This window comes from Mycolicibacterium sp. XJ870 (genome assembly GCF_053483975.1).
This window is the reverse complement of the sequence record NZ_JBEFTI010000006.1, coordinates 263,377-287,787: the sequence shown is the minus strand read 5'-3', so window position 1 is coordinate 287,787 and position 24,411 is coordinate 263,377. Positions and strand designations below refer to the sequence as shown.

Genomic DNA, 24,411 nt, shown 5'->3' with positions numbered 1-24,411 from the left:
GACGCAAACGGGCCCCAAATCGCTTGTTTTGGGGCACTTTTGCGTCTGCTCGCCGTAAGTTACAAACCCAGATCCTTGCCGATGATGTCCTTCATGATCTCGGTGGTGCCACCGAAGATGGTCTGGATGCGGGCGTCGCAGTAATCGCGGGCCACGCGGTACTCCATCATGTAGCCGTACCCGCCGTGCAACTGCACGCAGCCGTCGATGATCTTCTTGGCGGTCTCGGTGCAGAACCACTTGGCCTTCGCCGCCTCGACCGCGGTGAGGTCACCGTCGAGCACACCCTGCAGGCACCGGTCGATGTAGCGCTCGCACACGTCGAGTTCGGTGTCCATCTCGGCCAGCAGGAACCGGTTGTGCTGGAAGTTGCCGATCGACTGGCCGAAAGCCTTGCGGTCCTTGGCGTATTGCAGCGTCTGGCGCCAGGATTCACGCGCCCCGGCGATCGCCGAGATCGCGATGCCCAACCGCTCCGACGGCAAGTTCTGCATCAGGTGGTAGAAGCCCCTGCCCTCCTGGCCGAGCACGTTGGCCGACGGCACCCGGACATTCTCGAAGTGCAGCTCGGAGGTGTCCTGCGCGTGCAGACCCATCTTCTCGAGTTTGCGGCCGCGGGTGAAGCCTTCCATCCCACGCTCCACGACGAGCAGCGTGAAGCCCTTGTGTCCGGCCTCGGGATCGGTGCGGCACACCACCACCACGAGATCGCAGTTGATGCCCGAGGAGATGAACGTCTTGGAGCCGTTGACAATCCAGTCGTCCCCGTCGCGCACGGCGGAGGTGCGGATGCCGGCCAGATCGCTGCCTGCGCCGGGCTCGGTCATCGCCACCGCGAGGATCAGCTCGCCACTGGCGATGCCCGGCATCCACCGCTTGTTCTGCTCCTCGTTGGCGAGGTGCTTGAAATACGGTGCGACGACGTCGTTCTGAAGGCTCAGCGACGGTGCGGGCCCACCGTAACGGGCCAGCTCCTCGTCGATCACGGCGTTGAACCGGAAGTCATCGGACCCGCCGCCGCCGTACTCCTCAGGCATGTTGAACCCGATCAGGCCGTACTTTCCGGCGGCGACGAACGCCGACCGGTCGACCATCCGCTGCTCTTCCCACTTCTCGGCGTGGGGGGCGAGCTCACGCTCGATGTACTGCCGGGTCGATTCGCGAAGCGCCTCATGTTCGGCTTCGAATACTGTGCGTTTCATGTTGGCCTATCTGGCTTTCCATACGGGTTGGCGTTTTTCGGCGAACGCCAACGGTCCTTCTTTGGCATCTTCGGTGCGCAGCAGGGTGCTGAACTCCCGATTGGTGCGCTTCCAGCCCAGTTCGTCACCCGGGACGACACCGTCGTCGGCCCCGTAGGCGACCCGCTTGCTCGCCTGCACGGCCAGCGGTGCGTTGCCGGTGATCCGTTCGGCCAGCTTCAGTGCCGCGTCGACGACCGTGCCGTCCGGCACCACCTGATTGATCAGACCCCATTTGAGCGCGTCGGCCGACGAGATCGGTTCACCGGTGAACAGCAGCTCCAACGCGACCTTGCGAGGCAGCTGCTCGGCGATGCGGAAGACCCCGCCGGCGCCGGCGATCAAACCCCGTTTGACTTCTGGCAGACCGAATTTCGCACGTTCCTCGGCCACGACGAGGTCACTCGCCAGCGCCAGTTCGGTACCGCCGCCAAGAGCCGTGCCGTTGACCGCGGCGATGGTCGGCTTGTCGATGAAGTGGCTGACGTAGCCGGCGAATCCGTATTCCGGATGGTCAGGATGGAAGAGGTTCTCGCCGCGCGAGATCGCCTTGAGATCCGCACCGGCACAGAACGACTTGTCCCCTGCACCGGTGAGGATGACTGCGCGCACCTCGGGATCGTCCTGCGCAACTTCCAGCGCGTCGCCGACGGCGATGCTGACCGACGAGTTGATCGCGTTACGTGCGTCGGGCCGGTTGATCGTGATGAGCAGGACATCCCCGTTGGCGCCTTTGCGCTCGATGATTGCGCCCGGCTGACTTTCGGTCACAGTAGTTCCAGGATGGTCGCGTTGGCCTGACCGCCGCCCTCGCACATGGTCTGCAGGCCGTAACGAATTCCATTGTCCCGCATGTGGTAGAGCAACGTGGTCATGATGCGGGCGCCGGATCCGCCGAGCGGGTGGCCCAGGGCGATGGCACCGCCGTTGGGATTGAGCTTCTTGTCGTCGGCACCGATGTCCTTCAGCCAGGCGAGCGGCACCGGGGCGAATGCCTCATTGACCTCGAAGGCACCGATGTCGTCGACGCTCAGACCGGACCGCTTCAGCGCCTTCTGTGTGGCGGGGATGGGCGCGGTCAGCATGATCACCGGGTCGGCCCCGGCCAGCACCGCGGTGTGCACGCGGGCCAGCGGTTTGAGACCGAGTTCCTTGGCCTTCTCGGCGGACACGAACAGCAGCGCGGCTGAGCCGTCGGAGATCTGGCTGGAGTTGCCGGCGTGGATCACGCCGTCCTCCCGGAACGCCGGCTTGAGCTGGCCCATCTTCTCCAGCGTGGTGCCACGGCGGATGCCCTCGTCCTTGGTGACAGGATTGCCGTCCTGGTCTTTGATCGCCACGATCTGGTCGTCAAACGCACCCGAATCCTGTGCAGCAGCTGCCTTTTCGTGTGAGTCCAGGGAGAACTGGTCGAGCGTGGCGCGGTCGAAGCCCCACTGCTGCGCGATCATCTCGGCGCCAACGCCCTGGTTCGGGGTCTGCTCGTAGCGACCACGGAAGGCCTCCGGGTAGGGGTGCCCGCCATTGGCCAGCGAGGCGCCCATCGGGGTGCGCGACATCGACTCGACACCACCGGCGACGACGACGTCGTAATGGCCGGCCACCACACCGGCGGCGGCGAAGTGCACCGACTGCTGGCTGGAACCACACTGGCGGTCCACCGTCACGCCGGGCACCGACTCGGGCCAGCCGGCGGTCAGCACCGCGGTGCGGCCGATGTCCAGCGCCTGCTCACCGGCCTGCATGACACAGCCCCAGATGACGTCGTCGACGAGCGCCGGATCGACACCCGCCCGGGTGACCAAACCGTTGAGGACCTGCGCGGACAGTTCCGCGGGGTGGACACCCGACAGACCACCGTTGCGCTTGCCGACGGGGGATCGAACTGCCTCGACGATGACGGCTTCAGCCATGACTTCTCCTTCATTGGATCGGCTTTACGCACAACGTAAACGAACATGGTTTACTAGGTCAACCTACTGGTTGGTAGGGCTACTGCGGCCGCGCGGTGCCTTTTCCCGCCCGTTCCGCCGCCGCGAGAAGGTCGTCCCGGAAGAGCGGGTGAGCGATCGCCGCCAGCGCTTGCCCACGCTCCCGCACAGAGAGGCCTTCCAGTTCGGCGGCCCCGTACTCGGTGACGATCACGTCGACCTGATGCCGCGGCGTCGTGATGACCGCCCCCGGCCCGAACCTCGGCACGATCCGGGACTGCTGGACGCCGTCCTTTTTGAACGTCGAGGGCAGGCAGATCAGCGACCGGTCCGACAGCTCGAGTCCGGCGCCCGCCACGAAATCCTCGGCGCCTCCGATGCCGCTGAACTGGTCGCCGTCGATCGTGTCTGCCACCACCTGGCCCTGGAGATCCACCGCGAGCGCGCCGTTGATCGACACCATGTCGCGGTTGGCACCGATCACCTCCGGTGCGTTGACGATCTCCACGGGCAGGAACGCGACAGCCTCGTTGCCGTCCAGCCACGTATAGAGCTCCGAGCTACCGAACGCGAACGTCGTCACGCTCACCCCGTCGTACTGGCCCTTCACGGCGTTGGTGACCTTGCCTGCGCGGTGCAGTTGCATGCAGCCATCGGTGAACATCTCGCTGTGCAGCCCGTAGTCACCGCCCTCCCCCTCGGCCAACAGCGCAGCGATCTGGCTGGGAATGGAGCCGATTCCCGTCTGCAGGGTCGCGCCTGAGCCGATGAACCCGACCGCGTGCCGGGCGATCGCCCTGTCAGCGTCTGTCGGCGGCGGTTCCGGTAGCGCGATGGGCGCGTCCTCCGAATGCACCATCACATCGATCTCATCGACGTGCAGCGCATGGCGGTACTGCTCACCTATTCCGAAAGTCCGCGGAAATTGGCCGGATACCTCGACGACGAGTAACCGTTGCGGGTCTGCCCCAGCGCGCCGCAACTCGTCGACCGTGCCACCTGCGTGCAGCGACAGCGAGCACCAACCATCGGCGTCGGGCGTCGCGGCGACCGTCGTCATGACACGTGGCGATCGACGCTGCAGCAGCGGCCCGAAACGACGGAAGTCCGCGGGCGTGAACTCGATGTCCGCGCCCGCATCGCGCAACGCCCGCTCCAGCGGACCATAGAAACCCGAGAGGTAATGAACACCTTTGCGCGAGAAGAGTTCTGTGCCGACGGCGAGCAGTGCACCGTAGACCCGCAGGTCGGTCCAATCCGTCCGCATCCCGAGCGCGCGCAGGAACGCCGGCGGTTGGCCGGGGCCGAGCGGCATGCCCAGCGTGTCGGCGGTCTCCAGCCGCATAGCGGCCGCCTCGGGGGTCAACTCCTCTGCCATGGCCGACACCCTGCCATGCGTGCCCGGCCGACCTGTCGAATTCGCCGAGCGCCTTTTCGAGTCGTCGGCCGAGTTCGATCAAGCATCGTTACCGCACATGGTTTACTGAGTTGCACAGCTGAGTGCGCAGTCGACCGTCAAGGAGGTGCAGTGGCTCGCAGTACACCATTGGCCCCGATGATCGGCCCGGACGCTGTCGCGTCCCGAGCCGCCGTCCGGTCACCCAAGACCGCCGAGCTTGTCGCAGGCACGCTACGTCGCATGGTCGTCGACGGCCAACTGAAAGAGGGCGACTTCCTGCCCAACGAGGCCGAGCTGATGGAGCATTTCGGCGTCAGCCGCCCGACGCTGCGCGAGGCGGTGCGGGTGCTGGAGTCCGAGCGCCTGGTCGAGGTGCGTCGCGGGTCCCGCACCGGAGCCAGGGTGCGCGTTCCCGGCCCGGAGATCGTCGCTCGCCCTGCCGGCCTGTTGCTCGAGCTCTCCGGCGCCGATATCGCCGACGTCATGGTGGCGCGCGCGGCGATCGAGCCGATGGCCGCCCGGTTGCTCGCCGAGAACGGCTCCGAGGAGGCGTTCGCCGAGCTGGACCAGATGCTCGAAGAGCATCTTCCGACCGATTGGCAATCGGATCGTCTGGCCGAGACCACCGGGGACTTCCACCGCCGCGTGGTCGAGCTGTCGGGCAACGCCACGCTCGGCATCATCGCCGGCATGTTGCACGAGATCACCGTGCGTCACACCGCGTTTCTGTTCAAGGAGCGGCGCCCGGTGTCCAAAGCCGACTACGAGAAGCTCATGCGGTCCTACCGCAAGCTCATGCAGATCATGCGCTCAGGTGACGGCGCCGCAGCCGAAGCGCATTGGCGCAAGCACCTCGACACCGCTCGTGGCCTGCTGTTGCAGGGTATCGAGACGGTGAAGGTCCGCGACGTGATGGGCTGACGTTCGGGCCTAGTCGGGCCACACCGCAAGCCGCGCATCGGTATCCCGCCAACCATCGGCGGTCTTCCACCGCATGGGCAGCAGCCGGTACCGCCAACTTCCTGGGGGCCCGTCCGCGCCCACGTGGTCCACTGTGATCGAGATGAGATCCGCTGCAAGGTGTTTGGCGTGGGTTTCCAGATAGATGCCGGCCTCGTCGTCGACGTTTGACATCAGCTCCCCGTAGATCAACCGGGGGCCCGGCGCGCGATACAGCAGGACGCATTGCCGGCGCTGCGGACAGTGCCCCGCACGAACGGTGGCCATGCACCCGGTGTCGACGCCACCGAGCTCACTCATCAGCCGCCCGGCCTCGTCAACCCAAACCGCAACCGGCTCAGGTGGCTTGGTCATTCAAGGCGTGGTCGACGTACACCGGCAGGGTGTCATCCCACGGTTGACGCGTCACCATGTCGGCGACCTTGACGTAACCCCGCTCGAACTCGCCGGTGGCCGCGTCGACCAGCCGGTACTGCTGGGCCTGCCGATGAATCGGTTGCGCATCGAGCATCACGATCCGCACCTCGCCGGGTTCGAATTGACACCGCTTCTGCAGCGCGGCCACGAGTTGCTCATTGCTCATGTGACCGTCGCCGAAGTTCCATCCGATGGCCGTGGACACCAGCCGCTCCCCGTCGGTCAGGGTGTAATCGTCCTCGTTCTGCCCGGCCATCGCGCGGTGCGCGAGTGTGAACAGGGCCCGACCGTGAGTGTTGAAAGCGCGGAACGCGTACCCCATGTACTGCGGGATCTGCGCGGCCTCCTTGCTGCCGTAGAACCGCTCCAACTGCGCCTGCGGCATGCTGGCGATCGCGACGATGCCCTTGGCGATCTTCTCCTCGGCGGACCCCCTGATGCACCACAGCGTGGTGTCCCAGTTGCCCGCGTAATAGCGCATGCCCGGCAGGAAGGAGATCTTGCGCGGGAACAGGTTTCCCAATGCCACGATCCCCGCCAACACGACGAACAGCACCACCGGGAGCGGTGTGCTCAGATCCGACAGACCGAGATCGGCGTGGCCGACGAACAGCGTGACGACGCAGAAGATCATGAAGACGTTCCACTCCAGCGGCACGCCCATCGGGATAGAGCTGAGGATGCCGAAGTGGAAGCAGATCATCACGAACGCGGCGATCGCGGTCGGCCAGCCGCCGTGTGAGAAGAACAGGACAAGCGGCACCAGCATCTCGATCGCCGTGCTGAGATGCGCGAGCAACCGCGACGGGCGGCCCGGCCGCAGATCGTCCGGGAAGTGCTCGAAGAATGCCCGCTTGATGAACCGCGGCCGGAACACCGGGTTGTTGCTCATCATCGTCGAGATGACGAACGGGAAGTGCTTGTTGAGCTTGGAGGTCGCCGCGCCGATCCAGATCACCATGCAGACCAATTTGGCGGCCAGGATCATGTCGACGCCGTAGCCGGCGAACAGGAAGGCGACGGTGAACGAGGCGTACACCTCGCCCCGGGCGGCCAGGAAGATGACCTTGTCGCGCAGTCCGGCCAGCGCCAGCAGCACCAGGACCGCCCAGATCTGCCACATCGGCAGCACACCGACCTCGGTGCCCAGTGCCGGCACGGACCCGGTGCCGTCGGAGAACAATGCCACCAACAGCACCACGAGCAGGGCCGCATACAGCGCGACGTCGAACACCGTGCGGCTGTCGCCCTTGGTCAGCGGCACCCGGTTCGGCCAGGGTGGCAGCCGAATGGTCTTGGGCCGCAACCAGTACAGGATCGATCCCATGGGTGGGAAGAACCGGTTGTTGAGCGGGCCGAAGCCGCAGCCGAGGCCGACGACCTCGAACAGCATGGTGTAGAGCACGACCTTTTCGAAGACGATCGGCTCGGTCCACCAATCCCCGACGTTGGTGAAGCCGTCGATGCCCGTCGTCGTCAGCACCACCAGCCAGGCGCCGAGGATGTAAAGCCCGATCTTGATCACATAGAACAGGTGCAGTGCGACCGGTGCGCCGAAACCGACCTCTGCCCAGTGCCGGGCCATCGGCTGGATCTTCTCAGCGCGGGTGCCCTTGCTCCACTCCTCGAAGTTGATGACAGGAGTCTCTTGTTTGAGAAAGCCCATGCCCGACAGATTAGAACGTGTTCTAGTCCGACCTCACGCGAACAGACACTTGGGTACCGAAGAACGGCCGTTTTCGGGTACCGGAGCGGCTGCTCGCGGGAAAAGCTAGCGGGGAAAGCTAGCCCGTCTTCGCCGGGGGCCGGTAGAAGACGACCAGTTGGCCGATGCCGCCGGCCAGTCCGAGGACCACCGCGATCGCCAGCCCGCACCAGCCATGCAGCCAGTCGTAGAAGCCGGTGCTCGAGAACAGGACGTAGTCCAGGCTGTAGCGGCCCGCACCGAGGCCCGCGATCGCGATCGCGGCGACCGCGAGGATCAGGTTGTACTCCCAGCCCTCCTTGACGATGAAGAAGCCGTTGGCCCGGTGCACCGTCCACGCCGCCACCAGCATCAGGGCGACGAACCCTGCCGCAGGCACGGGCGTGAGCAGGCCCAGCGCCAGCCCGAGACCGGCCGCGATCTCGGTGCTGGCTGCGACCCTGGCGTGGAACATGCCCGGCTTCATGCCGATGCTCTCGAACCAGCCTGCAGTGCCGGGGATCCGTCCACCGCCGAAGAACTTGTTGTAGCCGTGTGCTGCCATGGTCAGACCAAGCACCACACGCAGGATCAGGATCGCGGTATCAGAAGCCATGTAACAGAATCTAGGACATCTGTTAAGCCGCTGCCCAGCCCCCATCCACACTGAGGATCGCGCCGTGGATGTTCGCGGCGTCGTCGCTTGCCAGGAAAACCACCGCTGCGGCGACTTCCTCGGGCGTACTCATCCGCCGCGACGGGATGCGCGCCAGCACCGGCGCGACATGGTCTGCTACGTCGGCCGCGCGTTCGGTCGCGATCGGTCCGGGGGCCACCGCGTTCACCCGCACACCAAGCGGGCCGTACTCGGCCGCCCACGACTTCGTCAGCGAGTGCACGGCCGCCTTGGTGGAGGAGTACAGCGCCGATTTGTCACCACCGATCAAGCCGTTGATCGAGCCGATGTTGACGACGGCACCGTGGCCCCGCCGGGCCATAGCCGGCACCAGTGCTCCGGTGAGCAAGAACGGCGCGATGACGTTGGTCCGGTAGGACTCCAGCAGAATCTCCTCGGAGATCTGCTCGGACGGTTCCGGCATCGCCCACGATGCGGCGTTGTTGACCAGGATGTCGAGCTGCCCGCCTGCCGCCGCGACTGCCTGCTCGGCCAACCGGCGCACCTCGGCTTCCCCGGCCCCGAGGTCGGCCGCCACGAACTCGGCCCGACCACCGGCCGCACGGATATCGGCAACGACGGCGTCGCCGCGCTCTTTGTTACGACCGCTGACGACGACGAATGCGCCGTGTGCCGCCAGGGCAGCCGCGACAGCGACGCCCAAGCCTCCGGTGGACCCCGTGATCAATGCTGTGCGGCCTGCAAGCCGCGTATTCTTTGGACTCATGAGTCCAGGTATAGGACGCTGAAAATGGACCTGCAAGTCCAGAACTTCACCGCCAAGGGCCAGGCGACCCGCCAGCGCATCATCGAGGGTGCGGCGGCCGAGATCCGCAGCCGCGGCGTGGGCGAGACCACGCTGGACGACATCCGGGCCCGCACGCAGACCTCCAAAAGCCAACTGTTCCACTACTTCCCCGAGGGCAAGGACCAGCTGATGCTCGCAGTGGCCGAACACGAGGCCCGGATGGTGCTCGAAGATCAGCAGCCTTACCTGGGCGAGCTGACGTCGTGGGCGGCCTGGCAGCGCTGGCGGGACGCGGTCGTGGACCGCTACCGGCGCCAAGGGCAGAGTTGCCCGCTCAGCATGCTGATGTCGGAGATCGGCCGCAGCACCCCCGGTGCGCAGGCCGTCACGAAAGCCCTGCTGCGCCAGTGGCACGACGAGATCACCGCGGGCATCCGACACATGCAGAAACGAGGGAAGGTCGCCGACTTCGACGCCGAGCGGGTGGCGGCCGCACTGCTCGCCGGCATCCAGGGCGGGGTCGGCATGATGCTGGCCACCGGGGACCTGAGCTATCTTGAGGCCGCTCTGGACGTCGGGATCGCTTCGCTGCGCCCGGGCTAGCCGAGAGCGCGCTCCAACCGCGCGACATAGGCGTCGATGTCCGCGACCGCCGACTCGGCGGCGTGCACGCTGATCGCGACGGTGTCACCGATGCCGTGCACACCGTGCGTGACGCCCATCATCGGTGACAGCGCGGGGTAGCCGGCCGTGACCACCACGGGCGCGGTGCCGAAATGCAGATCCGCGGCACCTCGGTTGACGCTGGAGACGACGGTGTTGCCGGTCACCAGCGGGGACCGCACGGTCGGATCGAATTGTGCGATCCCCCAACGCAATAGCGGTGCGGGCGTGGCCTCGAACGCGCGTCCGGCCGCAACCATCGCCGGATGCCGGGCCCGACGGCGACGCTCGGCGAGGTCGTGCACGATACGCGCGGTGCGGTCTGGCTCTCCCAGCTCCGGATAGAGGCCGATACCGACGTTACCGAAATGGTTGTGCGCATGCCGGGCACCGGCTTTCGCCATCGGCACCTCGGCGCCCAGCCCGTCGGAGTCCTCGCCGAGCGCACGCAAATGGGCACTCAGCGCGGTGGAAACCGCGGCCAGCACACCGACGGTCACCGTCGGCCCCGCGATCTGCGCACGCTTCCGCACGACGGTGCGCACTCGGCGTGGTCCCGTCGGCTTGGCGTTGGTGCGCCGGACCGGTCTGGATTCTGCTTGCCGGGGAACCGCTCCGGAGTCTTCGTCGCGGACCAGTTGACGATGGGTGCGGGCGGCCCGCACAGCCCGCCAGGGCAGGGTGGCGCCGACAAAGGGCTGCGACGGCACGGCCGCTACCGGTTCCGGCCTGCCGAACAGCCACGCGGCCAACGCCGAGCATCGGATGCCGTCGGCAAGCGCGTGCGTCGCCTGCAGCACCGCCACCGTCCCGGGCCCGTCGGCGCCCGGCACCCCGTGCACTCCGGGGAACACGTGCAGGCGCCAGGTTGCGTTGGTCGCGTCGAGCTGATGGTCGGCCAACCGACTGACCGCGTCCAGACATGTGTGCCAGTCGATCTCGCCGAGATCGTGTACGACGAACCGGTCGTCATCGACCCGACACCGCACCCAGGCCGGATACCTCAGCCTGCTGTCATCGCTCACCCGGACCGTCAGCTCGGGACAGCTGCCTGCCCTGGCCCGGATCGCGTCCAGCACTGCATCGAGATCCGTTGGCACGCCCGCGAACCCGTATAGGAGAAACTGGTCGTTGGGAATCTTCGCCGATATCCAGTGACTCTGGGCATCGACGGCAGCCATCCGGGGCAGAGACCTAGCGGGCACTGCCGATGAAGTCCAGGATCCGGCCGGCCACCACGTCCGGCTGCTCCAGCTGCAGAAAGTGGCCTGCCCGTTCGACGATGCTCACCGCGCTGCCGTCGGGCAGAATGTTCTGCACCCAGCGGGCGTACTCCGGTGTTGCGCAACCATCCTCGGTACCGTGCAGGTACAGCGTCGGCAACACCGGCGGCGACAACCAGTGCTGATGCAGGTCGGCATACTGGGCCGGGGGTTTGGTCCCGCGCATCGTTGCCCGGTAATAGCCGAGCGCGGCCTGCCACCGCGCGGGGGCGCCGATGGCGGCGTCGACATGCCGCACGTCGTCGCGGGCGTCGTACCCAGGCGACCACTGCCGCCACAACCGGGGCACCACCCAGGATGCCGATCGGTCTGGTAGCCAAGGCAATTGGAAGTACATGATGTACCAGCTACGCAGCAACTGGCGCGGTAACTGCGCAGCCAGCCTGCCGCCGTTGGACAAGCGGCCCAGCGGCCGGAATGACGCCGCCGGCGGCACCGACATGATCACCGACTTACTGAAGGGGCTCTCCGGCATGGCCGCCAACCCGGCCCCGGCGATGGCACCCCAGTCGTGCCCGACGAGGACATCGCGCCCGGTGGGCCCGGCCGCATCCAGGAGTCGCAGGGCGTCGTCCATGAGGGCGCCGACGTGGTAGCTGCCGTCCGTTGGGATCGACGATGGAACGTAGCCACGCGAGAACGGTGCCACCACTTTCCAGCCGGCGTCGGCCAGCACCGGCGCGACCTTGCGCCAGCCGTAGGCGGTGTCAGGAAAACCGTGCAGGCACAGCGCAACCGGACCGTCGTCGGGGCCCCAGACCAGCGCCCGCAGCTGTACGGCGGGACCGTTGACATCCAGCCAGCGTGGCTCGGTCATGGCTTCACCGGCTCGAATTGGGACATCAACCAACGGCCATCCTCATGCACCATCGTGGCTCGCACGGTCGACGGAGTCTTCTGCGGTGCCTGATCGCCCACCATGACCGACTGGTTCAGGTACAGCAGCACTTCGGCGCGGTGGGGGCTGGCGGAAACCGAGCCTGCCGACGGCACGTCAGCAACTGCGGTGATGTTCTGAGCCGTCGCCCCGGGAATGATGGCCGTGTTGATCATCTCGGTGTAGGTGTCGAGAAACTCTCCGGTCAGTCGCTCGCGCACCGAGTTGAGTTGCTGCTCGACGGTGGCGGGCTCGTAGGACAGCATCTGCGTGGTGATATCCTTGGCTGCCTCGACCGATTCGGTTGCGGCGGCGGCACTTCCACGTTCCCACCCGATCTGCCATTTCAGGAATGCCGATCCGGCGGCCAACAGCAGAGCAAGCGCGGGCAGCACCACGACGACCGCGACCCGGGACCAGTTGGTCCGGCGGCCCGGGTCCTCGGGTTCCTGGGGCTCCTCGGGGGCCTCGGTTTCTTCGGCGTCAGCGGTTTCTTCACGCTCAGCGGGCGTCTCGGTTTCGGCGTCGGTGTTCACGTCCTCGACGCTGGTGTCTGCGTCGGTGGCCGCTTCGTCAGTGACGTCGTCGGCCGACTTCGCCTCGCGCTCCTCGTCCTCGCGCTCCTCGTCCGCCTGCTCGAACGCCCTGAAGCTGTGCCTACCGCTCATTCGACGAACTCCACTTCGGAAACCTTTGCCAGGCCGTCGTTCTTCTGCACCGTCAACAGCATCCGCCAGTACTGGGGCGCCTGTTCGGGTACGCCCGCGTTGGTCGACTTGATGGTGACCGAGGCGAGCACCTTGGCCTCACCATCGGAGACCGGCTCCAATGCCAAGCCGGTGATGGTGCCCTCCGACTTCGACTTCACCTGTTTGACGACCTCGAGATAGGAATCCGCCCGCTTCTGGAAGTCGTCGTAGAACTTGCCGGTCGCCGAGTCGAGTACCCGCTGAACATCGACGTCCGCAGTTTCCCAACCGACGTTGGTGAGCCGCAGCGCGGCCTCCCGGCCCGCATCCAGGAACATCTCCCGCTGCTGCTCGGTGCGGTGCGACTGGTAGGCCTCGTAGCCGAGCCATCCGGTCAGCCCCGCCAGCACCACGACTACCGCCAGACCGACCAGAGCACCCAGCCTCCTGTGGGACCACGGTGCGCGAGATTCGTCGTCCTCGGCGCTCGCGCCCTGGGCCTCTACCTCGCCCTTTGGCTCCGCCGTTTCGGCGGCGGAGCGGTCCGACTCCTCGACCTCTGCCGACTCGACCGCCTCGGCGTCGGGGCTGTCGTCTGCCATACATCTGCTCCTCGGTGGCACTGCTGATCGCACGCGCGCCGTGCGCGCGCGATCCAACGTACGTGGCGGCGGTCACACCGTCATCGGCGGTACCGGCAGCACGATCGGAGATTGTAGGGAGATCGGGCCCGCAACGGGTCGCAGACTAGGCAGAATCCCGGCTCGGTAACGTGACTGCGGGAGCCCGCCGAGAGGATGTCCGTGAGCACTGCACACAGCGAATTACACACCGTCACGTTTCGGGGGGTCGACGACCTGCAGCTGGTCGGCGACGAATGGAACAAGGGCGCCGATTCAGCAGCGGACCGCCCGACTGTGCTGCTGTTGCACGGTGGCGGCCAGAACCGGTTCTCCTGGAAGAACACGGGCCAGATCCTGGCCGACAGCGGGCTGCATGTGATCGCGCTGGACTCCCGCGGACATGGCGACAGCGACCGCTCTCTCAGCGCGAACTACACGGTGGAATCGCTGTGCGGCGACGTGCTGCAGGTGCTGTATCAGGTCGGCCGCCCAGCTGTGCTGATCGGCGCCAGCATGGGCGGATTGACCGGCATCCTCGCGGCCCATGAGGCCGGGCCGGATCTGGTGACGAAACTCGTGCTCGTCGACGTGGTGCCCCGATTCGAGAAGTCCGGCAGCGCGCGCATCCGCGATTTCATGTTCAACCACGTGCACGGCTTCGACTCGTTGGACGAGGCCGCCGATGCCGTCGCGGCCTACCTGCCCTACCGCACCAAGCCGCGGAGCCCGGAGGGGTTGAAGAAGAATCTGCGGCTGCGTGACGGCCGGTGGTACTGGCATTGGGATCCGGCGTTCCTGACCAAGCCCGAGGACGATCCGTTCGTCCGGGTGGAGAAGTTGGAGCAGGCAGCGGTCAACCTGACGATTCCGATCCTGCTCATCCGCGGCAAATTGTCCGACGTGGTGAGCGCCGAGGGTGTCCAGGATTTCCTGGACAAGGTGCCTGCCACAGAGTTTGTCGAGTTGCCCGACGCCGGGCATACCGCTGCCGGTGACGACAACGACGCCTTCACCGAGGTCGTCGTCGAGTTCGTCGGCCGCTGACCGCCGACCGTGGGCTTCAACTTTCTAGCTGAACCCGAGCTACCGGCCCCCCAAGTCAGCGAGTCTCAGGCCGAGCACATCCTCAGTACTCACTTCGGCTTGCAGGCGCGGGCGGAATCGCTGGGCAGCCAGCAGGACAAGAACTTCCTGGTCAGTCAGGGCGACGAGATCCTCGGTGTGCTCAAGATCGCCAACCCGGCTTTCGACGAAACCGAACTGGCGGCCCAGGACCTTGCGGCAGACTTGATCGCCCACGCCGAACCCGACCTGCGCGTCGCGGTACCACTACCCAACAACCACGGCGAAACCCGTACGGCGGTAACGGGATTGGTTGACGGCACCGCCTACGTCCGACTGCTGCGATACCTGCCGGGCGGCGCGTTGCTCGAGTCCGGCTACATGCGCCCGTCCGTCGTGGCCGAGTTGGGCGCGCTGGCCGGCCGAGTCACCCGCGCGCTGGCAGGATTCCGCCATCCGGGACTCGACCGGATCCTGCAGTGGGATCTGCGTTACGGCGCGGACGTCGTCACGGCGCTGGATTCTTACGTCGAGAGCTCCGCGCGTCGCGGCCGACTGCAGAACGCCGCCCGCGAGGCCTGGGCCCGCATCGAACCGCTGGCCGGCGCGTTGCCGCGCCAAGCCATCCATATGGACCTCACCGACGCCAACGTGGTGGTGTCGCACGCCCCGGGCGGCGTCGTCCATCCCGACGGAATCATCGACTTCGGCGATCTGACCGACAGTTGGGCCGTCGGCGAACTGGCCATCACGCTGTCCTCGGTGCTGCAGCATCCCGGCACCGACCCCACCTCCGTGCTGCCTGGGATCCGCGCCTTCCACGACATCCGACCGCTCAGCGTTGCCGAAGCAGAAGCGTTGTGGCCGTTGCTCGTTCTCCGAACAGCGGTGCTGATCGTGAGCGGGGCGCAGCAGTCCGCCATCGACCCCGACAACGATTACGTCACACAACAGTCCGACGGTGAATGGCGGATGTTCGAGCAGGCCACGTCGGTGCCCTTCGAGGTGATGACGGCGCTGATCAAGGCTGACCTCGGCCTGGGATCCGGGCCTGCGCCGCTTGCTGCGTCGACGCCGTTGATCGCCGGGATCGACTCCGTGGCGACGCTGGATCTGTCGACCACCTCTGACACCCTGGACTTGGCGTTCCTGCCGGGAGGCTGGGCGCGCTCCGACTTCGAGGACGAATTGGCAAGAGCCGCAATCTCTGGCGGGGCACGTCTGGTGGTGACCGCGTTCGGCCAGCCCCGGCCGTCCCGCGCTCCCGCACTGAGCCAGGACGAACCGGCCGTGGTGCCGACCGGTATCAGCCTGTGGCCCGCCGAATCTTTCGAGCTGGTTGCGCCGTTCGACGGCGAGGTTGTGGATCGCACGCCGGGTTGCGTGACGTTCCGCGGACGCGAGCACGAGCTGACGCTCACCGGGATCACCGCTGCCACAACGGATGCGCTTGGCGTGGCAGAGGCCGGACGCCGGATCGAGCTCGCTGTGCGCCCTGTGGGATCGCCGGTGGCGCCGACGCTGACGACACCCCGGTTGGCGCCCGGCTGGCTGGCACTGAGCGTGGATCCGCGCCCGCTGCTCGGCTTGCCTGCGTTGGCAGCGTCGACTGTCGACGCGGGCCTGATGGCCCGACGCGACCGGGCGTTCGCACCGGTGCAGGAGCACTACTACCGCGAGCCGCCCCGGATTGAACGTGGGTGGCGGCATTACCTGATGTCGACGAGCGGGCGCTGCTATCTCGACATGGTCAACAACGTGACTGTGCTGGGGCATGCGCATCCCCGCGTGGCGGAAGCCGCGGGGCGGCAGTTGCGGAAGTTGAACACGAACTCGCGGTTCAACTATGCCGCGGTGGTCGAGTTCAGTGAACGTCTCGCCGCACTGCTGCCCGACCCTTTGGACAGCGTGTTCCTGGTGAACTCCGGTTCGGAGGCCAGCGATCTGGCGCTGCGGCTGGCGATCGCGGCGGCGGGCAGCCCCGATGTGGTTGCGATGCGCGAGGCCTACCACGGTTGGACGTACGGCACCGACGCCGTGTCCACATCGACGGCCGACAATCCGAATGCCCTTGCCACCAGGCCGGATTGGGTGCACACCGTGGAATCGCCGAACAGCTTTCGCGGGAAGTACCGCGGTGCCGAAGTTGGCCGCTACGCCATCGAGGCGGTCGCTCAGATCGAGCAGTTGATCGCGGACGGGCGGTCCCCCGCGGCGTTCATCTGCGAGACCGTGTACGGCAACGCCGGCGGGATGGCCCTGCCCGATGGCTACCTGGAACAGGTGTACGCCGCGGTGCGTGCCGCCGGTGGGTATGCCGTCGCCGACGAGGTCCAGGTGGGCTACGGCCGTCTGGGCGAATGGTTCTGGGGCTTCCAGCAACAGGGCGTGGTGCCCGACATCGTGTCGATGGCGAAGTCGACCGGCAACGGCTATCCGCTGGGCGCCGTCGTCACAAGTCGGGCGATCGCCGACGCATTCCGCAGCCAGGGGTACTTCTTCTCCTCGACCGGCGGCAGCCCGCTGTCGTGCGCCATAGGCATGACCGTGCTCGACGTCCTGCACGACGAACGCCTGCAGCAGAACGCCTCCCGCGTCGGTGGCCATCTGAAGTCGCGGCTGCAAGCCTTGGCCGCGAAGCATCCGATCATCGGAACCGTGCATGGCGTAGGCCTGTACCTGGGTGTCGAAATGGTCCGGGACCCAGAGACTTTGGAGCCCGCGTCAGAAGAGACCGCCTTGATCTGCGATCGCATGCTCGAACTCGGGGTGATCATCCAGCCCACGGGAGATCATCAGAACATCCTCAAAACCAAGCCACCACTGTGCATTGACACAGAAGCCGCGGACTTCTATGTCGACACACTGGACAGGGTTCTCACCGAAGGCTGGTGACGTCGGGTGTTCCGGGGATCTGTGATCGCCCGGACAGTGGAGCCGACCAGCACGCTCAACGCCGGATGGGTGCTGGCTGGCCCGCTCCGATTTCTGGGGCATGTCCTGGGCAATACCCGGTTGGTGGCGCTGTGCCGAGCGTGCAGGTTATCGATGTGATCGAGGAGAAAAATCCACAGAAACCGACACACTCGTCACAGGGCCGGCGCACGGCATCACGGACCTGTCCGATCGCGACGGCTCCCGGAGTAGGCATATTCGGATGACGATGAGCGAAAGGTATTGTCCCGCAATTCTATTAACCGCGAGCGTGCGCAAAATGCCACGTCCACGCGGCACGTCGGGCAACAGACACGCACGCTCGCGGTGATGGGTCTACCCGCTCGGGCCGGCCTTCTCGGCCTCGGCCAGCCGCTGATGCAGCCGCTCCCGGATGTCCTGCGGGGTGTAGGCGTTACGACGGCGCTGATCGCGTGCGACCATCACGCCACCAGCCACAACGCCGGCGACACCGGCCAGCCCGATCCACTTCCAGATGCTGCGCATGCACCAAGTGTGCCTAAGCTGCGCGTGTGGATGCGAACACGGTGCCCCTCACGAAGGCCTTGGAGGAAACCCGGACCGGCGACGTCTGGTTGTTCCGCGGCGGCTCCGGTCCGGACCGGGCAATCCAGACGCTGACGAACAGTCCCGTCAATCACGTGGGTATGACGGTCGCGATCGACGACCTGCCACCGTTGATCTGGCATGCCGAGCTCGGCGACAAGTTGCTCGACATGTGGACCGGCACCAATCACCGCGGCGTGCAACTCAACGACGCAAGGCAGGCGGCCGAACGCTGGATGCACAACTACGGGCAGCGCTGCTGGATCCGTCAGCTCACCCCATTCGCCACACGCGAGCAGGAGGATGAACTGCTCAAGGTGATCGCCCGCATGAACGGCACAGCCTTCCCCACCACCGCGCGGCTGACCGGGCGATGGCTACGTGGGCGGGTACCCGGCGTCAGCGACTTCACTCGGGGAATTCCGTTCGTGCACAGCAGGGTTCGCGAAACGGCCGAACGCAGGAAGGCACGCCAACGGCAGGTCGGCCTGGAGACCGCGTACTGCGCCGAGACCGTTGCCATCACCTACGAGGAGATGGGGTTGTTGACGACGGAGAAGCACTACAACTGGTTCGACCCCGGCTCGTTCTGGAGCGGTGACGAGCTGCCGCTCGCCTCTGGTTTCCAGCTCGGCGACGAGATCGCCGTCATCCCCGACTGAGACGCGAACCCCTTAATCCGGATGAGACACGATGTTCAGCACGTTGCCATCCGGTGCCCGCACCAAGAAGCGCCGCACACCCCACTCCTCGGTCGTCAACGGATGCACGATCTCGTAACCGAGCCGCTGCGCCTCCTCGTAGGCACCCTCGACGTCATCGGTGTGGACGGAGACAACCGGCGGCTCGGGTGCCGTTGCATCTTCGGTGAGCAGCTGGACACTGATGCCCGTTTCGGGCGAGGTATAGCGGCCCACCCAACCCATGTTGAATTCCTCGGTGCTCAGCCCGAGGTAATCGGTGTAGAAGCTCTTCGCTGACTCGATGTCGGGCACCCGAAGGTTGGCCGTGATCCGTTTGCAACGCATGCCTGATTCTCCCGCATGGGTTGGACGAACGGAGATTCCACCGCCCGGCATGCACACCACCAGGAAGTTGGGACCGCGAAGCTGCCATGACTCAGACGAATCATCGGGCGGCACTTCGATAACCGCATCGCCGAACTCGAGGTGCAAAGCGCCGTCCGGTGCGACACGAGCCGAGCTCAGGTTCGTGTGCAGCAGTGGGGTCACCGCGCCGGCTGTGTCCACATTCAACGGCTCGCCAGTCCAGTGTTCGTCGGCGTTGGTCACAGATAGTGTTGTCACTACACTGATTTCGTAGGAATCCCCGAGTTGCAGGCCGATTCCGGATTCCATGTGGAGCCGCTCCAGCGATCGACCGACGAAGTGACGAGCCAGTTGCTGGTTCACCCAATCGATGTCCGAGAAATCCGATTCATGCGGCACATTGCCCCCTCGTTGTTTGATGCGAATCGCGAGACTCTCCCAAGGGTGCCCACGATGCGATTCGTTGAACCAGACAATTGGTACGTGGCCATCAAGCCGGAGGACTACTTCGATCTCGAGATGTCTGAATTGCGTGAGGTCGCTCGCTTCGCGGTCCAAAGCGCCGACGACGTTCTGCACGTCTTCGAAGAGGTGCGCCCGTTCGACGCGCGCCCCAGGTCGGCCGTCGCCGCCGCATGGGAGTTCGCCAACGGCGCGAAGCGGGGCAAGCTTCAGCGGGTCACGGCCCTGGATGCCCACCGGGCAGCCAAAGATGCCGGCACGGAGGCGGCGAAGCATGCCGCACATGCGGCAGGCGACGCGGCCTCAGCCGCCTACCTGCACCCCTTCGCCAAGGCTGATCAGGTCGGCCACATCCTCCGGTCGGCTGCCCATGCCGCTGCTGCGGCCGAATTGATCGCCGGCGACCCCCGAGTCGGCGTCGCGCACCTCAGTCGGGCGGTCGCACGTGCGACGCCCGTCTTGATCGACGTATTGCGCCGGTATCCACCGGTGCCTACAGGCAAGACCCGCGTCGCCGGGCTCATGAGCCTGTTGGACAGCGACCTGAGGTCGCGCTGAGCGAGCGGCTTACATGGTTAACCAGTTACTTGACTTTTCGGCGATAGTCGCGATAGTTAAGTATGTGCCTAACCATTCCGGTTCCGACGGGATCGGCCGCGTGTTCCAGGCGCTCGCCGACCCGACGCGGCGGGCGATCGTCGAGCGGCTGGTGCGCCGCCCGGAGGCGGTGAAGGCGCTGGCCGAGCCGCTGAAAATGTCGTTGCCTGCGGTGATGCAGCACCTACAGGTGCTGGAGGCAGCCGGCGTGATCGTCACCGAGAAGGTCGGCCGAGTGCGCAGTTGCCGGATCGAACCCAAGGCGCTGCGTGAAGCCGAACAGTGGCTCGGCCGCCAGCGCACGGAGTGGGAACGGCAGCTTGATCAACTCGACGACTATCTGAAGGGGAATTGATCATGGAGATAACGCACTCGACGTTCACCCTGGAGCGTCGCTATCCGGCCACGGTCGAGCGCGTCTTTGCGGCTTGGGCCAATCCGGAAGCGCGCAGACGCTGGATGGCCCAAGGGGCCGAGCACTCTCAGAGCTTTGCGGTTGGCGGCCTCGAGACGGTCAAGGGGTTCGACCCCGAGGGCCGCGCTCTCACCTATGAGGCGCGCTACGCCGAAATCGTGCCCAACGAACGGATTCTCACCACTTCGACGCTGCACACCGAGGACCGACTGTCGACGGTCTCGGTCACCAGTGTCGAGTTCCGGGCAGAAGGTGCCGACACCTGTGTGGTGTTGACCGAGCACGGAATCTACCTACCCGGCCAGGAGCAGCCGCAGTGGCGAGAACACGGAACCGCCCAGCAATTAGACACCCTGGCAGCGGAATTCGCCGCAGTCGCCGATGCAGAGGAGAACTGATCATGACGCATGTCGACTTCGTGCTGGCCGTCGTCGCGGTGAGCGACATCGAGGCAGGCCGGGCCTGGTACACCAAGCTGTTCGGACGTGAACCCGACAACAACCCGATGCCGAACCTGGTCGAATGGCAGGTCACCAATGGCGGCTGGGTGCAGGTGACCGAGGACCCCTTGCGCGCCGGCAACGGGATGCTCAACTTGGCCTTGTCCGACTTCGAGGACGGCGTTCGCGAAGCTCGCGAGAAGGGTCTTGGGACGGGCGAGATCCTCGATGCGAACAAGGGCGTACGACTGTTTCCGATCGCCGATCCTGACGACAACATGATTCAGCTGGTCGGCAACTTCCGGGTGAAGTACTAAGCAACGGGCTGTCGGCGCCCCCGAACGTGAAGAAGATCCCGAGTTTTCGCCAAATTCTCACCATCTTGTTCACGTTCGGCGAGCTGATCGGGCCGGGACCTACACGTTGAACCTGAACTCCACCACGTCGCCGTCGGCCATCACGTAGTCCTTGCCCTCGATCCGGACCTTGCCCGCGGCTTTGGCGGCAGCCATCGACCCGGCCGCAACGAGATCGTCGTAGGAGACCACCTCGGCCTTGATGAAGCCCTTCTCGAAGTCGGTGTGGATCACCCCGGCCGCTTTGGGGGCGGTGTCGCCCTGGTGGATGGTCCAGGCGCGGGCTTCTTTGGGCCCCGCAGTCAGATACGTCTGCAGCCGTAACGTGTGGAAGCCGGCGCGGGCCAGCGCGTCGAGGCCGCGCTCGGTCTGCCCGATCGACTCCAGCAGCTCGGCCGCGGATTCTTCGTCGAGCTCCTGCAGCTCGGCCTCGATCTTGGCATCGAGGAACACCGCGTCGGCAGGCGCCACGAGCTCACGCAACGACGCCGTCCGCTCCGCGTCGGTGAGCACCGCCTCGTCGGCGTTGAACACGTAGAGGAATGGCTTGGTGGTCAGCAGGTTGAGCTCGCGAAGCACCGCAGCATCAAAGCTCGAGCCGAACAGCGTCTTGCCGCCGTTGAGGATCTCCTGAGCGGCCACCGCGGCGTCGTACACCGGCCGACGGTCCTTGTTCGTACGGGCTTCCTTCTCCAGCCGCGGGAGCGCCTTCTCCAGCGTCTGCATGTCGGCCAGGATCAGCTCGGTCTCGATCACCTCGATATCGGAGCGTGGATCGACCCTGCCGTCGACGTGCACCACGTCGTCGTCGGTGAATACCCGGACCACCTGGCAAATCGCGTCACATTCGCGGATGTTGGCCAGGAACTTGTTCCCCAGGCCGGCGCCTTCGGACGCACCTTTGACGATTCCGGCGATGTCGACGAACGTGACCGGCGCAGGCACGATCTTCTCCGAGCCGAATATCTTGGCGAGCTCGTGGAGGCGCGGATCCGGCAGCGGCACCACACCTTCGTTCGGCTCGATGGTCGCAAAGGGGTAGTTGGCCGCCAACACGTTGTTTCGCGTCAGGGCATTGAACAAGGTCGATTTACCCACGTTCGGCAAACCGACAATTCCCAGGTTCAGGCTCACAGGGAACACAGTCTGCCAGAGTGTGACGGGCACGCCAGCGTGCGCTGGCCGCACGCCACACCAGAGAGCCGGTACGGTCTACCTGTGTCAGGACAGCGCGCAGAGTCGGCAGTGCCGACTGAGCTTCGCTCCGTACACCCCGGATTCGTAGGTGTGCCGTGGTGGGGTGCTGTGCTGCTGGGCGTCACGGCTACCGCGGTCGGGTTTGCATTCGACGCGGGTTCAGGTGATCGGGAACTCAGTGCGGTGTTCGCCGTCTGTTACGTGTTGGGTTGTCTGTCGGCAGTTCTCGCGGTCCGGCAGTCGGGCCTGTTCACCGCAGTGATTCAGCCTCCGCTGATCCTGTTCGTCGCCGTGCCCGGTTCCTATTTCCTGTTTCACGGCGGCCAGCTGGGCGGTCTGAAAGACCTGGCGATCAACTGCGGGTATCCACTGATCGAACGTTTCCCGCTGATGTTGTTCACCTCGGCGGCGGTGTTGCTGATCGGTTTGGCGCGGTGGTATTTCGGTTTGACCACACGGCGTCCGAATGAGGCCACCAACACCCGCATCTCGCCCAAAGACACGGCAGCGGCCGCATTTGTGTCATCTGTCACAGAGAAATTTTCGGCCCTGCTGTTCCGCAAACCCGCCGCCCGTGGATCCGAGGAACACGATCCGGACGCCGCCCCGCCGCCCCGCCGCCGCCCGGCGGAGCGGCCCACCCGCCGTAGGCCGGCGACAGCCGAAGGCGCCTCACGTACCGGACGCAAGCCGACGAAACGGACGACTCCGCCGCGGTCGCGTTCCGCCCTTCCGATCGACGGCGAGCCCGACGACATTGCCGCCGAGCGACCGCGCAGGCCAAGGTCCTCGCGCACGACCGAGCCGCCGCTGGTACCCCCCGGCGAGCCCCACCGCCGGGTACGCACCCAGCCGAGAGAGCCACGTAAGCAGCCGCCTACGGAGCGGCGCGGTGGCGCCTCCCAGGACCGGCCGCAGCGGCGCCGTCGTTTCGACGACTATCAGCCGTTCGAGGATCCGTTCGAATCAAGCTTTGAACCGACGAATGGCCATCCGGGCCGTTCGACGCATCACCCGGTCTCCCGAGTGCGCTACCGCGGCAGCGACGACGAAGACCATCGCACGGAGTACCGGACCCGGCCGCGGTCATCGTCACGCGGCCGGCACTCGCGGGATTCCGACTAGCGGCGCGGCGGCCGGATTTCGCGCGGCAGGGCGAACACCAGCGTCTCGTTCGCAGTGGTCACCGGCTGCACGGTGTCATAGCCGTATTCGGCCAGTCGCTCCAGCACGCCGCGAACAAGAATCTCGGGAACAGACGCCCCGGAGGTGATGCCGATGGTCCTCACCCCGTCGAGCCAGGCCGGATCGATGTCCTCGGCGTAGTCCACCAGGTACGCGGCGTCCGAGCCTGCGTTGAGCGCAACCTCGACCAGGCGCACCGAGTTCGACGAATTCTTCGACCCGACGACGATCACCAGTTCGCATTCGGGAGCCATCGCCTTGACCGCCACCTGACGGTTCTGGGTGGCGTAGCAGATGTCGTCGCTGGGCGGATCCTGCAGCGTCGGGAACTTCTCCCGCAACCGCCGCACGGTCTCCATCGTCTCGTCGACGCTCAGGGTCGTCTGGGACAGCCAGATCACCTTGTTCTCGTCGCGCACGGTGACCTTGTCCACTGAGTCGGGACCGTCGACCAGCTGAACGTGATCGGGCGCCTCCCCCGCGGTACCGATGACCTCTTCGTGGCCTTCGTGCCCGACCAGCAGGATGTCGTAATCGTCGCGGGCGAACCGTTTGGCCTCGTTGTGCACCTTGGTAACCAGCGGGCACGTGGCGTCGATGGTCCGCAGATTGCGCTTGGCTGCATCGATATGCACCGTCGGCGCGACGCCGTGTGCGGAGAACACCACGATGGCGCCCTCAGGCACCTCGTCGGTCTCGTCGACGAAGACGGCGCCGGCCTGAGCGAGGGTGTCGACGACGTGGCGGTTGTGGACGATCTCGTGCCGGACGTAGACCGGGGCGCCGTGCTTTTCCAGTGCGCGTTCCACGGTTTCCACGGCCCGGTCGACGCCGGCGCAGTACCCACGCGGCTCGGCCAACAGGACGCGCTTGCCGGCAACACCGGAACTCACGGAGCTGGAGGCACCCGGGATACCCATGTTTATGGTCGACGGCATGTCACCAGGGTACGGGGC

Annotated in this window: 26 protein-coding genes and 1 pseudogene; 10 read left to right on the top strand and 17 right to left on the bottom strand. The window is 65.9% G+C overall.

Going from position 1 to position 24,411, the window contains the following annotated elements:
• Window positions 1–59: 59 nt before the first annotated feature.
• The 4 genes from ABQF30_RS22215 to ABQF30_RS22200 form a co-directional block, all read right to left on the bottom strand.
• Window positions 60–1,202 (bottom strand): acyl-CoA dehydrogenase family protein, encoded by a 1,143-nt coding sequence (locus ABQF30_RS22215; RefSeq protein ID WP_448467783.1) that lies wholly within the window; start codon window positions 1,200–1,202, stop codon window positions 60–62.
• A 6-nt stretch (window positions 1,203–1,208) separates the two neighbouring features.
• Entirely contained in the window at window positions 1,209–2,012 is an 804-nt protein-coding gene (locus tag ABQF30_RS22210) for an enoyl-CoA hydratase-related protein (protein WP_448467781.1), read from the bottom strand.
• A complete protein-coding gene (locus ABQF30_RS22205; RefSeq protein ID WP_448467779.1) occupies window positions 2,009–3,154 on the bottom strand; it encodes a thiolase family protein in 1,146 nt (381 codons plus the stop codon). Before ABQF30_RS22205 ends, ABQF30_RS22210 begins: the two co-directional genes overlap by 4 nt.
• A 79-nt stretch (window positions 3,155–3,233) precedes the next feature.
• Complete coding sequence (locus ABQF30_RS22200; RefSeq protein ID WP_448467777.1) at window positions 3,234–4,550, bottom strand: acetyl-CoA hydrolase/transferase family protein; 1,317 nt, start codon at window positions 4,548–4,550, stop codon at window positions 3,234–3,236.
• Between the two features lie 150 nt (window positions 4,551–4,700).
• Between ABQF30_RS22200 and ABQF30_RS22195 the strand changes: the two genes are divergently transcribed.
• Entirely contained in the window at window positions 4,701–5,492 is a 792-nt protein-coding gene (locus tag ABQF30_RS22195; RefSeq protein WP_448467775.1) for a FadR/GntR family transcriptional regulator, read from the top strand.
• 9 nt (window positions 5,493–5,501) lie between these two features.
• Here ABQF30_RS22195 and ABQF30_RS22190 read toward each other — a convergent pair whose 3' ends face one another.
• The 4 genes from ABQF30_RS22190 to ABQF30_RS22175 form a co-directional block, all read right to left on the bottom strand.
• Window positions 5,502–5,885 (bottom strand): hypothetical protein, encoded by a 384-nt coding sequence (locus ABQF30_RS22190; RefSeq protein WP_448467773.1) that lies wholly within the window; start codon window positions 5,883–5,885, stop codon window positions 5,502–5,504.
• On the bottom strand, window positions 5,869–7,614 hold the full coding sequence (locus ABQF30_RS22185; protein WP_448467771.1) for a DUF3556 domain-containing protein: 1,746 nt from the start codon (window positions 7,612–7,614) through the stop codon (window positions 5,869–5,871). The genes ABQF30_RS22190 and ABQF30_RS22185 overlap by 17 nt, the downstream gene beginning before the upstream one ends.
• A gap of 118 nt (window positions 7,615–7,732) precedes the next feature.
• Complete coding sequence (locus tag ABQF30_RS22180; protein WP_448467769.1) at window positions 7,733–8,248, bottom strand: DoxX family protein; 516 nt, start codon at window positions 8,246–8,248, stop codon at window positions 7,733–7,735.
• A 22-nt stretch (window positions 8,249–8,270) separates the two neighbouring features.
• Window positions 8,271–9,035 (bottom strand): SDR family NAD(P)-dependent oxidoreductase, encoded by a 765-nt coding sequence (locus ABQF30_RS22175; RefSeq protein WP_448467767.1) that lies wholly within the window; start codon window positions 9,033–9,035, stop codon window positions 8,271–8,273.
• A gap of 24 nt (window positions 9,036–9,059) precedes the next feature.
• Here ABQF30_RS22175 and ABQF30_RS22170 point away from each other — a divergent pair, with 24 nt between their 5' ends.
• Window positions 9,060–9,659: a TetR/AcrR family transcriptional regulator gene (locus ABQF30_RS22170; protein WP_448467765.1), complete on the top strand. Its 600-nt coding sequence runs from the start codon at window positions 9,060–9,062 to the stop codon at window positions 9,657–9,659.
• On the opposite strand, the gene ABQF30_RS22165 is transcribed toward ABQF30_RS22170, so the two are convergent.
• From ABQF30_RS22165 to ABQF30_RS22150, 4 genes are read right to left on the bottom strand one after another with little or no spacing between them, the layout of a single operon-like run.
• The gene (locus ABQF30_RS22165) at window positions 9,656–10,900 is read right to left on the bottom strand and encodes a WS/DGAT/MGAT family O-acyltransferase (protein ID WP_448467763.1); all 1,245 of its coding nucleotides are present in this window, start codon (window positions 10,898–10,900) and stop codon (window positions 9,656–9,658) included. The genes ABQF30_RS22170 and ABQF30_RS22165 overlap by 4 nt on opposite strands.
• Window positions 10,901–10,913: 13 nt before the next feature.
• A complete protein-coding gene (locus ABQF30_RS22160) occupies window positions 10,914–11,819 on the bottom strand; it encodes an alpha/beta fold hydrolase (protein WP_448467761.1) in 906 nt (301 codons plus the stop codon).
• Window positions 11,816–12,547 (bottom strand): hypothetical protein, encoded by a 732-nt coding sequence (locus tag ABQF30_RS22155; RefSeq protein ID WP_448467759.1) that lies wholly within the window; start codon window positions 12,545–12,547, stop codon window positions 11,816–11,818. The genes ABQF30_RS22160 and ABQF30_RS22155 overlap by 4 nt, the downstream gene beginning before the upstream one ends.
• On the bottom strand, window positions 12,544–13,170 hold the full coding sequence (locus ABQF30_RS22150; protein ID WP_448467758.1) for an Rv1363c family protein: 627 nt from the start codon (window positions 13,168–13,170) through the stop codon (window positions 12,544–12,546). The genes ABQF30_RS22155 and ABQF30_RS22150 overlap by 4 nt, the downstream gene beginning before the upstream one ends.
• A 201-nt stretch (window positions 13,171–13,371) precedes the next feature.
• On the opposite strand from ABQF30_RS22150, the gene ABQF30_RS22145 reads away from it, so the two are divergent.
• Together ABQF30_RS22145 and ABQF30_RS22140 are read left to right on the top strand one after the other, a co-directional pair.
• Complete coding sequence (locus ABQF30_RS22145) at window positions 13,372–14,235, top strand: alpha/beta fold hydrolase (RefSeq protein ID WP_448467756.1); 864 nt, start codon at window positions 13,372–13,374, stop codon at window positions 14,233–14,235.
• A 9-nt stretch (window positions 14,236–14,244) separates the two neighbouring features.
• On the top strand, window positions 14,245–17,148 hold the full coding sequence (locus ABQF30_RS22140; protein WP_448467754.1) for an aminotransferase: 2,904 nt from the start codon (window positions 14,245–14,247) through the stop codon (window positions 17,146–17,148).
• Window positions 17,149–17,523: 375 nt separating this feature from the next.
• Here ABQF30_RS22140 and ABQF30_RS22135 read toward each other — a convergent pair whose 3' ends face one another.
• Window positions 17,524–17,694 (bottom strand): hypothetical protein, encoded by a 171-nt coding sequence (locus tag ABQF30_RS22135; protein WP_448467752.1) that lies wholly within the window; start codon window positions 17,692–17,694, stop codon window positions 17,524–17,526.
• 26 nt (window positions 17,695–17,720) lie between these two features.
• Between ABQF30_RS22135 and ABQF30_RS22130 the strand changes: the two genes are divergently transcribed.
• Window positions 17,721–18,416 (top strand): guanylate cyclase, encoded by a 696-nt coding sequence (locus ABQF30_RS22130; RefSeq protein ID WP_448467750.1) that lies wholly within the window; start codon window positions 17,721–17,723, stop codon window positions 18,414–18,416.
• 12 nt (window positions 18,417–18,428) lie between these two features.
• Here ABQF30_RS22130 and ABQF30_RS22125 read toward each other — a convergent pair whose 3' ends face one another.
• Window positions 18,429–18,782, bottom strand: a complete 354-nt coding sequence (locus tag ABQF30_RS22125) for a VOC family protein (protein ID WP_448467821.1) — start codon at window positions 18,780–18,782, stop codon at window positions 18,429–18,431.
• Window positions 18,783–18,821: 39 nt separating this feature from the next.
• A pseudogene (locus ABQF30_RS22120) lies at window positions 18,822–19,166 on the bottom strand (DUF6188 family protein); the annotation flags it as partial.
• A gap of 156 nt (window positions 19,167–19,322) precedes the next feature.
• On the opposite strand from ABQF30_RS22120, the gene ABQF30_RS22115 reads away from it, so the two are divergent.
• The 4 genes from ABQF30_RS22115 to ABQF30_RS22100 all read left to right on the top strand — a co-directional run bounded on the left by ABQF30_RS22115 (window position 19,323) and on the right by ABQF30_RS22100 (window position 21,034).
• On the top strand, window positions 19,323–19,823 hold the full coding sequence (locus ABQF30_RS22115) for a putative immunity protein (protein ID WP_448467748.1): 501 nt from the start codon (window positions 19,323–19,325) through the stop codon (window positions 19,821–19,823).
• Window positions 19,824–19,887: 64 nt separating this feature from the next.
• Window positions 19,888–20,217, top strand: a complete 330-nt coding sequence (locus tag ABQF30_RS22110) for an ArsR/SmtB family transcription factor (RefSeq protein WP_448467746.1) — start codon at window positions 19,888–19,890, stop codon at window positions 20,215–20,217.
• 2 nt (window positions 20,218–20,219) lie between these two features.
• Entirely contained in the window at window positions 20,220–20,675 is a 456-nt protein-coding gene (locus tag ABQF30_RS22105; protein ID WP_448467744.1) for an SRPBCC family protein, read from the top strand.
• 2 nt (window positions 20,676–20,677) lie between these two features.
• Entirely contained in the window at window positions 20,678–21,034 is a 357-nt protein-coding gene (locus tag ABQF30_RS22100) for a VOC family protein (RefSeq protein WP_448467742.1), read from the top strand.
• Window positions 21,035–21,133: 99 nt separating this feature from the next.
• On the opposite strand, the gene ychF is transcribed toward ABQF30_RS22100, so the two are convergent.
• Complete coding sequence (ychF, locus tag ABQF30_RS22095) at window positions 21,134–22,207, bottom strand: redox-regulated ATPase YchF (RefSeq protein WP_448467740.1); 1,074 nt, start codon at window positions 22,205–22,207, stop codon at window positions 21,134–21,136.
• 84 nt (window positions 22,208–22,291) lie between these two features.
• Between ychF and ABQF30_RS22090 the strand changes: the two genes are divergently transcribed.
• The gene (locus tag ABQF30_RS22090) at window positions 22,292–23,395 is read left to right on the top strand and encodes a DUF6542 domain-containing protein (protein ID WP_448467738.1); all 1,104 of its coding nucleotides are present in this window, start codon (window positions 22,292–22,294) and stop codon (window positions 23,393–23,395) included.
• Here the strand turns inward: ABQF30_RS22090 and ABQF30_RS22085 are convergent.
• Window positions 23,392–24,393 carry a 4-hydroxy-3-methylbut-2-enyl diphosphate reductase gene (locus ABQF30_RS22085; RefSeq protein WP_448467736.1) on the bottom strand — a complete coding sequence of 334 codons (1,002 nt, stop codon included), beginning with the start codon at window positions 24,391–24,393 and terminating at the stop codon, window positions 23,392–23,394. The genes ABQF30_RS22090 and ABQF30_RS22085 overlap by 4 nt on opposite strands.
• Window positions 24,394–24,411 lie beyond the last annotated feature (18 nt).